Source organism: Streptomyces sp. NPDC096048, from assembly GCF_044763415.1.
Classification (GTDB): domain Bacteria; phylum Actinomycetota; class Actinomycetes; order Streptomycetales; family Streptomycetaceae; genus Streptomyces.
Genome location: NZ_JBIWGG010000010.1, coordinates 422,728 through 433,469 on the forward strand (window position 1 = coordinate 422,728; position 10,742 = coordinate 433,469).

Below are 10,742 nucleotides of genomic sequence, written 5' to 3' on the forward strand. Positions count from 1 at the left end.
CGCCCCTCGCCCGTCACGGACAGACCGGAACCGAGGCGAGAGCGCGTACTACCGGACCGCGGTCGCGACCTCCCAGTCGAACCCGTCCGGATCGGTGAAGGAACCGTCGCCGGCGCCGATCGTGAGCCGGTGCGATCCGGTGCCCTCGGGAGAGACTCCGGCATCCTTGGCGAGGGCGCGACGGCCGTAGAGCGCCAGCTTGACGGAGTTCGGCTGTGTCTCGAACTCCACGTACTTGCGCCCGAAGCTCTTGCCCACGGTGAGGCCGCGAGCGACATGGAACCGCTTGGTCGCCAGGACGTCCTCGACGCCCAGCAGGAGTACGAACCGGTCGATCTGCCGGGTGGCCGGGCCGTCGTAGAAGCGGGTGGCGGCGGGGTTGTCCGCGCCGGGGTGACGGAGTCGATGGAGGTCATGCGATGAAGGTAGGCGCGGCCCCGGCCCAGGTGCTTCTCCGATCTGACCGCTTGGCGCGGCCCGTCACCGAGAGCGGGGCCGGCACTCCCCGGCGAACGCGACGCAGAAATTCGCGTGCTCCGTAGGGGAACACCCCTTACCCTCGTCGGCATGGACGTCATCGGCCGAAACACCTCCGCGACCGCGCGAGCGACCAGCTCGCCGGTTGCCGCCGCCTGACCTTCACCTCTCCCACCGGCGACCGGAAACGGCCCGCCGGTGGTTCTCTGTGACCTTCCGATGTCCTCGCCTCTGAGTGACGACCACGCGGGCCCGTTCTCCGGTGCCGCTCCCGCTGTGACGCGAAGGAGTCACCCCCTATGGACACGGAACGCGTCGTCCGCACGTTCGTCGAGTACTACGAGGAACACGGTCACCGCCGGATCAGCGGCTCGACACTGCTGCCTCCGCCCGGCGACACCGTGCTGTTCACCACCTCCGGCATGCACCCCATCACCCCGTATCTGGAGGGCCGCTCCCACCCACTGGGCCGGCGGCTGGTCAACGTACAGCGCTGTCTGCGTACCACGGACCTGGAAGAGGTGGGCGACAGCACCCACTTGACGGTCTTCGAGATGCTCGGCACCTGGTCACTGGGCGACTACGGGGGCCCGCAGAGCCTCGACTGGGGCTACCGGCTGCTCACCGAGGGACTGGAGGTCGATCCGGGCCTGCTGCACGCCACCGTGTACGGCGGCGACGACCAGGTCGGTCCGGACACCGCCTCTCTGAACCTGTGGCAGGAGCGCGGCGTGCCCGTGGAGCTCACGGTGGAGGACAACTGGTGGTCGAACGGACCGACCGGTCCCTGTGGGCCCGACTCCGAGATCTTCCTGTGGACCGGTGACACCCCACCCCGGTCGACGCCCACCCGCGACGACCGCTGGGTGGAGGTGTGGAACCACGTGATGATGCGCCACCGTCGACTCGACGACGGCCGCCTCGTACCGCTTCCGCAGCGCAATATCGACACCGGACTCGGCCTGGAGCGCCTCGCCTCGCTGCTGCAGGGCAGGTCGTCGGTGTTCGAGTGCGATGTCTTCGACCCCTGGCGGCGTGCCGTGCCGTCCCTTTGGCGACTGGACGAACCATCGCTCCGCCTGGTCTACGACCACCTCCGTTCGGCCGTCGTGGTCGTCGGCGACGGGGTCCGCCCGGCCGGCACGGGGCGGGGTTACGTGCTGCGGCGCCTGGTACGACGGGTGCTCACCGTGCTGTGGCGGGACGATCCGTCGCGCGGTCTCGGCGACCTGCCGGACGAGTTGGTCTCGCACACCCTCGACCGTTTCCGGCAGGACGGGGAGCCCGGCCAGGTACGTCGGGTCCTGCTGGAGGAGGAGCAACGGTTCGGCCGGCTCGTGGAACGCGGTCGGAAGGTGCTGTCCCGCCCCCGGTTCCGGGGCCCGCTGGACGATGAGGATTTCCACTACCTGCACGACACCCACGGTCTGCCGCCCGACCTCGTGCTGAGCCTGCGGCAGGAGTGACGGCTCGCGGGGTCCCGCCGTTTCGATGCCGGTGGCCCCGCGTACGGTCCGCGCACGGCTGACCGGAACCGCGCCCGCGGGCCGGAAGACCGCGCGGTGCGGGAAGAACCCGGCGATCCGGGACGCCTCCGTATCGCGCACGGGCGACACGGCGAGTCCCCAGTCCCGGCTGACCGTGATCTCGGCCGGCACCGAGTGCGCCCGGGAAGTACATGTTGCACGGCAGGGGGAGCAGCGGTTGCCAACGGCGCGCCCACGGCGTGGGCGGGCACGAGTGCCCCGACGGCTGCCCCGACCACCACCGCGCCGGCCACGGTCCCGGAAGGACGGGGAATCCTGTGGCCTGCCACCGTGTTCGCCCCACAGACACTCTTTCGCCCCTGCCACGCACAGGAGACGCTCCTATGTCAGAGCTGGAGATCGATGCCGTCGTCTTCGATGTGCTCGGCACTCTCGTCGACGAACCCGGCGGTGTCCGCGCCGGCATCCGTGCTCTCGACCCGTCTCTCGACGACTCCGGGGTCGAACGGCTCCTCTCGCTGTGGCAGCGGCACGTCGACCGCGAGCAACGCCGGATCGTCGCCGGCGCCCGGCCCTACGTCACGAGCGACCTCCTCGACCTGGAAGCCGCCCGGCTCGTCGCCGATGCCGTCGGAGTCGGCGATCCGACGGCCGTGGCGACGCTGGCCCGGGCGGGTCGCAGGCTCGCGCCGTGGCCCGACACCGTGGCGGGGCTCGCCCGACTCGCCGAACGGTTCCCGCTGATCGGGCTCTCCAACGCGGGCCGGGCGGCGTTGCTGGACATCAACGCCCACGCCGGACTGCGCTGGCACCAGGCCCTGTCCGCCGAAGACGCCCGGACGTACAAGCCGGACCCGGCGGTCTACCGACTGGCCGTCACCGTTTCCGGACGACCGCCGGAGCGGCTTCTGATGGTCGCGGCCCACGCCTGGGACCTGCGCGCGGCACAGGGACTCGGCCTGCGCACCGCCTACGTCGCCCGTCCCGTCGGCGATCCGCCCGCGCCCTCGGACCGCTTCGACCTGTACGCCGACGGCCTCGCCGGTCTGGCCGACCGGCTCGACCACGCCCCGGGGCACGTCCGGCGGGGCGTGCGGTCGTAGAATCCGACTGTTCCGCAGCCGATCGGTCCCGGCCGGTCGGGAGTTTCCCGAGTCGGGTTTTCGGCAGGTCGGACCGGCCGGCCCGACGGCCCGACGGCCCGATCGAACGCCGGATGCGAGGAGTTGGCCATGGCCCCACAGGACGTACCCGGGGCACAGGCCGCGCAGGAGACGGCCCAGCGGTTGCGGACGATCGGCGACGAGCTGGCGGACCGCTTCTACGAGCGGGCCGACGTGGTGCGGACACTGGTGGTGACGCTGCTGGCCGGGCAGCACTCGTTGGTGCTCGGCCCGCCCGGAACGGCGAAGTCCGAGATGGCCCGGGAACTCACCGGCAGGATCGAGGGTGCGTCCTACTGGGAGATCCTCCTGTCGAAGTTCACCGCGCCGACGAGGATGTTCGGCCCCATCGACGTCGCCGCGCTGGCCCGCGGCGAGTACCGCCAGGTCTACGACGGCCGCGCCACGACCGCGCACGTCGCGTTCATCGACGAGATATTCAAGTGTTCCACGGCGGCGCTCAACGAGACGCTGGGCTATCTGAACGAACGAATCTACCACCCCGAGAGCGGCGGCGCACCGATCCGCTGTCCCCTGATCGGAGCCATCACCGCGAGCAACGAACTGCCCAGCGGTGAGGATTCGGCCGCGGTCTACGACCGACTGCTGGTACGGGTCGAGGTCAAGTACCTGGAAGACCCGTCGAACTTCGCCTCGCTGGTCCGCTCCGCCGTCAGCCGCCCGGCGGCAACGGCACGCACCACGGTCGAACTGGCAGCGTTGCAGCACGCGGTGGCCGAAGCCGTCCCGGCCGTGGACGTCCCCGACGTGATCGTGGACGCGGTGTGTACGCTACGGGCCGCCCTGCGCCGCAAGGAACTCGTGGCCTCGGATCGCCGCTGGCGGCAGGCGGTGGGCCTGCTCCAGGCGTCCGCGTACCTCGACGGCCGCCCGGCGGTCGCCGAGACCGACCTGTCGGTGCTCACCCACGTGCTCTGGAACTCCCCCGCCGAACGCCCGGCCGTCGAACGCGAGGTGCTGCAACTGGTCAATCCCGACGCCAAGGAGGCGCTGGACCTCGCCGACACGATCGACGAGCTGGAGGCCCAGCTCGACGCCATGGCCGGGCAGTCCCGCGAGGCACTGAGCGAGTGGGTGATCAAAAAGGCCCACAACCAGCTCGCCATGGCGGGGAAGCAGTTGGAGAGGCTGCGCGAGGAGGCGGTCAGCGCCGGCCGCTCCACCGCCGCCATCGACCGGGTCACCGGCCGTCGGCGCGCCGTACGCGCCCGCGTTCTCACCGAGGCCCTCGGCGTGGACGCGAGCACGGTGCAGGCCCAGCTCTGAACACCGGGGCGGCAGAGAGCATGGACGCGACACCGGACACACTCGACGCATGGGTGTACCGGGCCGAGAAGTGGCTGGTCAGGTCCTCCGCGGCTCCGACGCGGCACACCACGGCCGTGGTCGCGGACCAATTCGACCGGATCACATGGCGCGACACCTACGAGCAGTCGACCGGACTGCGCGATCTGGCCGCGGAACTCAACGAGCGCCACGACCACACCGCCGATCTCCTGACCGACGTGTTCCTGGCCGCGTACAAGGACGGCCCGCGGTTGCGCGAGCCGGCGGAGATGGACCCCGCCCGGCTGGTCAACCACCAGGCCGTCACCTCGCTGGTGGGATCACCGGAGTTCGCGGAACTGCACCGGGAGACGGTCGGCGACCCCTACGCCGCCGCCATGGCCGTACTCGCCCAGGCCGCCGCACTGCGCCGGTTGCTGGACGGCTCCCGGGACGCGCGGGAACGGGCGGAGCAGGCGAAGAAGGCCCGCCAGGACGCCGACGGCGCCGGGGCCGCCGTGGGCGAGGCGCTCCGGCGGGCCGCCGCCGAGGCCGGGGAGGACGGCACCGTACCGGCCGCCGACGCCGTACGAGAGGCGATCCAGGCCGCCGAGGCCTCCGACGCCGCCGCGCAGGAGGCCGCCCGAGGCGCCGCGCAGGCCCTCGCGGTCGCGGTTCCCGGCATCCGCGCCGCCGCACGGAACGCGGCGTCGAAGGCCGCCGAGGCCGCACGGGAGGAGGCCGCGCTGATGCGGGCATGGGGCGTCGGCCCCGGCGAGCTGGAGCGGATGCCGTTCGGCCGACGCGCCCGGCTCGCCGAGCGGCTGCGCACCGGACGTCTCGCGCAGTGGGCCGGACTGATCGGCCGCTTCCGGCAGATGGCCGACGGCGAGCGTGCCCGCAAGGTGGAGAACACCGCCGGCGAGCTGGTCGGCGTCACCCTCGGCGACGACCTCTCCCGCGTCATCCCCTCCGAACTGGTCAACCTCGGCCTGCCCGAGATGCGCGCGGTCTTCGCCGCGCGCTACGCCGCGGGGGAGCTGATGCTCTACGACAGCCAGGGAGAGCAGACCACCGGCCAGGGCGCCATCATCGCGTGCGTGGACACCTCGCACTCCATGTACGAGGCGGGGCCCGGGGGGATCACCCGGGAGGCATGGTCCAAGGCGTGCGCCCTGGCGCTGCTGGATCAGGCCCGCCACGCGGGGCGTGACTTCGTCGGCATCCTGTTCGCCGCCGCCGACAAGCTCCAGGTCTTCCGCTTCCCCGCCGACCGGTCCGCCGACACCGAGCAGGTCATCGACTTCGCGGAGACCTTCCTCGGCGGCGGCACCAGCTACCAGCGGCCACTGACAACGGCCCGCGAACTGCTGGAGGAGGAGTTCAACGACGCCGCCCGCAGACGCGGCGACATCGTGATGCTCACCGACGACGACTGCGGCGTCACCGAGGAATGGATGCGCGGCTGGAACGACGCCAGGCACCTGCTGGGCTTCCGCGTCTTCGGCGTGGCCGTCGGCGCCCCACGCGTCGCCGAGGCCGACTCGGTCCTCGACGCCCTGTGCGACAACCTGCGTTCCGTCGAGGATCTCACCGACGTCCACGCCGCCGCCGACCTCTTCCGCGTGATCTGACGGGGAGCCGGGCCCTGCTCGAATGAAGCCGTGGTGGCCGGGGCCCGCGGAGGTGAGTGCGGCCGCGCGTCGCCCGGGCCGCGGGCGAGGCCCGGCCGAACGGCTGGGAAGACGGAGCCCATCCCTGAGTCGAACACCCCGCGCGTACGTAGGTAGTACGGGAGGGCTCTCGCCCTCCCGCCCCCGCGTCGCCCGAGGACGCACCGACCGATTCGAGGAGAGCGCACCCGATGAGCACCGCACGCCTGAACGACCGTCTGACCAGGCACCAGCCCCTGGTTCTCGGACTGTTCCGCATCGTCCTGGGCCTGCTGTTCACCAGCGAGGGCGCTGCCACGGTCTTCGGGCTTCTGGAGCGGCCGGCCAGCCCCGTGGGTGACTGGCCGTTCTGGTACGCGGGGGTGATCGAGCTGGTCGCCGGTGCCCTGGTGCTCATCGGCGTGACGACGCGCGGCGCGGCCTTCCTCAGCTCGGGGATCATGGCCTTCGCCTACTTCACCGAGCACCAGCGGGACGGCCTCTTCCCCCTGCAGAACGGCGGCCTGTCCCCGGCGCTGTTCTGCTGGGGGTTCCTGCTGCTGGTCTTCTTCGGACCGGGCTCCCTGTCCCTGTCGGGGCTGCTCCGCCGTGGCGGCACCGTTCCGGGCGCCCCGCAGCCGGTGGCCGGACGCGTCTCGTGACCGCGACGCCGCCCGCGCGTGTTGCCGCCCGCGACGCCTCCGTTCCTCACCGGCGCCCGCCGAACTGCCAGTCGTGAACCTCGATGTCGGCGTACCGGTCCGCGGTGAGGACGGCGCGTGCCGCGTCCGGGTCCGGTGCCCGCATCAGCACCGCCGTGCCCAGCCAGGTGCCTCCGTCGTCGGACAGCAGGGGGCCGTACGCGATCAGCTCGTCCTGGTCGGGCGGCACCGCGAGGTCGGTGGCCCGCCCCGCGCCGAGGCCGAGCACCAGATAGCGGTCGCCGCCGCTCCGGCCACCGGGGAAGTCCCACATGGTGCGCCCCAAGATGTTGCGCCACCGGCGCAGCAGCACGTCGCGGTACACGCCTGCCTGGTAGCCGGGCTCGCCGAAGGCGAACTCACGTGCGGCGGCGGGATCCGGGAGGTCGACGATGTGCACGCTTCCCGTGGGCACTTCGCCGTCCTCCTCTCCGTTACCGGTGAAGGTCGGGCCGCGGGCGATCATCTCCTTGGAGTACCGGTCCATGTAGGACCAATGCTCTTCCAGCAACTCGTCGCGGAGCGTCACGGATCCAGGTCTGTCGCGGTGGTAACAGAAGAACTCCATGGCCTCATTTTTCAGCATCGAGCGAAGAAATTCCTGGCCACACGTTCGCCTCCGGTCATCCTCTGGCCAGCCGTTCGTGCATATGCAGAACGAACGTGCGGCGCAACCTCTCCCCAGGGCATCGCCGTTGGGTATGCATGGAACCTCCAATCGAGATCAGCTACAGCGATGTCGGCGGCTGGACCATCGTGGAGATGTACGGGGAAGTGGACGTGTACACGGTGCCGACGATCAAGCAGTACATGATCGAGCGGCTCGCGGACGGCCACCGTCGCTTCATCATCGATCTGCGCGGGGTGGCGTTCATCGACTCCATGGGCCTGGGCGTCCTGGTCGGCGTCCTCAAGCGCGTCCTGACGGTCCATGGCGAGCTCAAGCTGGTCATCACCGACGCCAACACCAAGCAGCTGTTCGCCCTGACCGGGCTGCGGCACGTCTTCCCCCTCTACGACTCGGTGTACCAGGCGAGACGGACATCATGAGACCGAACCCCGAGCCCGCCGCCCCGATGCGATCCGCCGCGGCGACCGCTCGTGGCCGAAGAGCGACGTACGCCCAGGGGTGCCGTCTTGACTGGTGAATCGCCGACCCCCATATTCACCACCACCCCGTCGCTCACTCTCCTTCGAGGTGATCAGTGAGAAGCCTCAGAGCCTGGACCGGCCTGTACGCGGCCACTGCCCTCGTCCTTCTCACCACGGCCCTGAGTCCCGTCTTCTCCCCCGCGGCAGCCGCCCCACCGGGCAAGCCGGCCTTCGCCACCCGGTGCGCCGAGGCGGTGCTCGCCCGGCTGTTGCCGCGGCACGTCTCGCAGTTCCGCCTCGTTCCGGTGAGTCGCCCGGCGTCCGGGGACTACTTCAGCGTCTCCGGCCGCGCGGGCCACGTACGCGTACAGGGCACCAGCCCCGCCGTGATCCTCAGCGGCGTCAACTGGTATCTCAAGTACACGGCCGAGGTGGACATCGGCTGGCCCGGGCAGAGCGCGGCGAGGCTGCCCCGCACCCTGCCCGCACCCACGGGCACCGTCCGCAAGCACGCTTCGGTCCCGCACCGCTTCGCGCTCAACGACACCGACGACGGCTATTCCGGTGCCTACCGCGACTGGGCGTCCTACGAGAAGCAGATCGACCTCCTCGCCCTGCACGGTGTGAACGAGGTCTTCGTCCAGATGGGCGCCGACGCCGTCTACTACGAGACGCTCCAGGAGTTCGGCTACTCCGAGGACGAGCTCAGAGCGTGGATCCCCGGTCCGGCGCACCAGCCGTGGTGGCTGATGCAGAACATGTCCGGCTTCGGCGGCCCCGTCTCGGAGCGACTCCTCCAGGAGCGGGCTGACCTCGGCCGCAGGATCGCGAACCGGCTGCGCGGGCTCGGTATGACTCCCGTACTGCCCGGCTACTACGGCTCCGTGCCTCCGGGGTTCACGGAGCGGAACCCCACCGGGCCGGTCGTTCCGCAGGGTGACTGGGTCGGATTCGAGCGGCCCGACTGGCTCGACCCGCGCAGCGAGGTGTTCCCCAGGGTCGCCGCCTCGTTCTACCGCCACCAGCGGGAGCTGTTCGGCGAGTCCACCATGTACAAGATGGATCTCCTGCACGAGGGCGGACGGCCGGGGGACGTGCCGGTGGGGGACGCGGCCCGAGCCGTGATGGACGCTCTCCAGACCGCGCGCCCCGGGGCTGTGTGGACCCTGATCGGCTGGCAGAACAATCCCTCGACGCAGATCATCGACGCCGTCGACAAGAGCAAGCTGCTCATCGTCGACGGACTGTCCGACCGTTACAACGGCCTCGACCGGGAAGCCACCTGGCACGGCGCGCCCTACGCGTTCGGTACGATCCCCAACTTCGGCGGTCACACCACCGTCGGCGCCAACACCGCCGTCTGGGCCGAGCGTTTCGACCAGTGGCGCACCAAGCCCGGCAGCTCACTCTCGGGCATCGCCTACATGCCGGAAGGCACCGGCGGCAACCCGGTCGCCTACGAGTTGTTCACCGAACTGGCCTGGCGGACGGGGCCGCTGGACCACCGGGCGTGGTTCGACGCGTACGCGGAACGCCGCTACGGCGGTGCCGACCCGCACGCCGCCCGCGCGTGGGAGCTGCTCCGCAGTGGCCCGTACAGCACGGCGTCCGGCACCTGGAGCGAGTCACAGGACAGCCTCTTCACCGCCCGCCCCCGACTGACGGCCACCAGGGCGGCCAGCTGGAGTCCCGGTGCGATGCGTTACGACCCGAGCACGGTGCACCGGGCGCTGGTGGAGCTGCTGCGGGTCGCACCGGCGCTGCGTACCACCGACGCCTACCGCTTCGACCTGGTCGACGTCGCCCGTCAGGCCCTGGCCGACCGCAGCCGGACCCTGCTCCCGCAGATCAAGGCCGCCTACGACGCCAAGGACCTGCCCGGCTTCCGGGAGCGGGCCGCCGAGTGGAAGAGCGACCTGGCCCTGCTGGACCGGCTGCTCGCCACCGACACCCGGTTCCTCCTCGGCCCGTGGCTGGAGGACGCCAAGTCCTGGGGCCGCACGAAGGCGGAGCGGGCCGCCGCCGAGTTCGACGCCCGATCGATCCTCACCACCTGGGGCCACCGCTCCGGCAGCGACTCGGGCGGCCTGCGGGACTACGCGAACCGGGAGTGGTCCGGGCTGGTCTCCGACTTCTACGCGATGCGCTGGACGACGTACCTCGACTCCCTCGACACCGCGCTGGCCACCGGCCGGGCACCCGTCGCCATCGACTGGTTCGCGCTCGAGAACGCCTGGAACCATCAGCGGGACAGCTACCCCGTCCGAGCGTCGGGCGACCCCGTGGCACTGGCCACCGCGGTCCTCGACGCCCTGCCCACGCCTCCTCCGTCCGGGCCGCCGTCCGAGGCCGGGGGCAACTCCTGACGGGACGTTCTGGGTCCTCGCACAGCCGATTCACCGATCCACTCCGCCGGTTGGTCGAACGACTCGAGAGGCTGGGAGGCCGTAGTGAAACAGGTGGGCAAGAGACGCGTCGGTGTGGTCGTGGCGGTGCTGAGCGGTCTGGCCCTGGCAACGGCGACGACGGCCGCCCACGCCGACGAGCACAACCACGGCCGGCCGGACGCCATCGCGCACCGCGGCTCCTCCGGCATGGCACCCGAGAACACCCAAGCCGCCATCGACCTCGCCGTCGACCAACACGCCGACTACGTCGAAATCGACGTCCAACGCACCAAAGACGGCACACTCGTCAACTTCCACGACTGCACCATGGAACGCACCACCAACATCGAAGAGATCTACCCCGACCGCCCCCGCTACCGCGTCTCCGACTTCACCTGGAGCGAACTACGCCGACTCGACGCCGGCTCCTGGTTCCACCCCGACTACACCGGCGAACCCCTCATCACCGTCGACCACGTCATCTCCCGCATCAACC

Annotated in this window: 9 protein-coding genes and 1 pseudogene; 8 read left to right on the forward strand and 2 right to left on the reverse strand. The window is 70.9% G+C overall.

Features of this window, described 5'->3' with window-relative positions:
* Positions 1–48: 48 nt before the first annotated feature.
* A pseudogene (locus ACIQ6R_RS28350) lies at positions 49–354 on the reverse strand (glyoxalase); the annotation flags it as partial.
* A gap of 422 nt (positions 355–776) precedes the next feature.
* Between ACIQ6R_RS28350 and ACIQ6R_RS28355 the strand changes: the two are divergent.
* From ACIQ6R_RS28355 to ACIQ6R_RS28375, 5 genes are all read left to right on the forward strand, one after another.
* Positions 777–1,943, forward strand: coding sequence for an alanine--tRNA ligase-related protein (locus ACIQ6R_RS28355; RefSeq protein ID WP_404224332.1), 1,167 nt, complete (start codon positions 777–779; stop codon positions 1,941–1,943).
* 404 nt (positions 1,944–2,347) lie between these two features.
* Positions 2,348–3,067 (forward strand): haloacid dehalogenase type II, encoded by a 720-nt coding sequence (locus tag ACIQ6R_RS28360; protein WP_404182321.1) that lies wholly within the window; start codon positions 2,348–2,350, stop codon positions 3,065–3,067.
* Positions 3,068–3,196: 129 nt separating this feature from the next.
* Positions 3,197–4,414 (forward strand): AAA family ATPase, encoded by a 1,218-nt coding sequence (locus ACIQ6R_RS28365; protein WP_404224333.1) that lies wholly within the window; start codon positions 3,197–3,199, stop codon positions 4,412–4,414.
* Positions 4,415–4,434: 20 nt separating this feature from the next.
* The gene (locus ACIQ6R_RS28370; protein WP_404224334.1) at positions 4,435–6,048 is read left to right on the forward strand and encodes a VWA domain-containing protein; all 1,614 of its coding nucleotides are present in this window, start codon (positions 4,435–4,437) and stop codon (positions 6,046–6,048) included.
* 230 nt (positions 6,049–6,278) lie between these two features.
* Positions 6,279–6,728, forward strand: coding sequence for a DoxX family protein (locus ACIQ6R_RS28375; protein ID WP_404224336.1), 450 nt, complete (start codon positions 6,279–6,281; stop codon positions 6,726–6,728).
* Positions 6,729–6,774: 46 nt separating this feature from the next.
* Here ACIQ6R_RS28375 and ACIQ6R_RS28380 read toward each other — a convergent pair whose 3' ends face one another.
* A complete protein-coding gene (locus ACIQ6R_RS28380; RefSeq protein ID WP_404224337.1) occupies positions 6,775–7,335 on the reverse strand; it encodes a YciI family protein in 561 nt (186 codons plus the stop codon).
* A gap of 137 nt (positions 7,336–7,472) precedes the next feature.
* Here ACIQ6R_RS28380 and ACIQ6R_RS28385 point away from each other — a divergent pair, with 137 nt between their 5' ends.
* The 3 genes from ACIQ6R_RS28385 to ACIQ6R_RS28395 form a co-directional block, all read left to right on the forward strand.
* Positions 7,473–7,817 carry an STAS domain-containing protein gene (locus ACIQ6R_RS28385; RefSeq protein WP_404182333.1) on the forward strand — a complete coding sequence of 115 codons (345 nt, stop codon included), beginning with the start codon at positions 7,473–7,475 and terminating at the stop codon, positions 7,815–7,817.
* 155 nt (positions 7,818–7,972) lie between these two features.
* Positions 7,973–10,225 (forward strand): alpha-N-acetylglucosaminidase, encoded by a 2,253-nt coding sequence (locus ACIQ6R_RS28390; RefSeq protein ID WP_404224339.1) that lies wholly within the window; start codon positions 7,973–7,975, stop codon positions 10,223–10,225.
* A 93-nt stretch (positions 10,226–10,318) separates the two neighbouring features.
* On the forward strand, positions 10,319–10,742 hold a 424-nt coding region (locus ACIQ6R_RS28395; protein ID WP_404224340.1), incomplete at its 3' end, for a glycerophosphodiester phosphodiesterase family protein.

Coding starts and splice junctions, on each gene's coding strand:
- ACIQ6R_RS28355 (WP_404224332.1), top strand. CDS start 777: ATGGACACGGAACGCGTCGTCCGCACGTTCGTCGAGTACTACGAGGAA.
- ACIQ6R_RS28360 (WP_404182321.1), top strand. CDS start 2,348: ATGTCAGAGCTGGAGATCGATGCCGTCGTCTTCGATGTGCTCGGCACT.
- ACIQ6R_RS28365 (WP_404224333.1), top strand. CDS start 3,197: ATGGCCCCACAGGACGTACCCGGGGCACAGGCCGCGCAGGAGACGGCC.
- ACIQ6R_RS28370 (WP_404224334.1), top strand. CDS start 4,435: ATGGACGCGACACCGGACACACTCGACGCATGGGTGTACCGGGCCGAG.
- ACIQ6R_RS28375 (WP_404224336.1), top strand. CDS start 6,279: ATGAGCACCGCACGCCTGAACGACCGTCTGACCAGGCACCAGCCCCTG.
- ACIQ6R_RS28380 (WP_404224337.1), bottom strand. CDS start 7,335: ATGGAGTTCTTCTGTTACCACCGCGACAGACCTGGATCCGTGACGCTC.
- ACIQ6R_RS28385 (WP_404182333.1), top strand. CDS start 7,473: ATGGAACCTCCAATCGAGATCAGCTACAGCGATGTCGGCGGCTGGACC.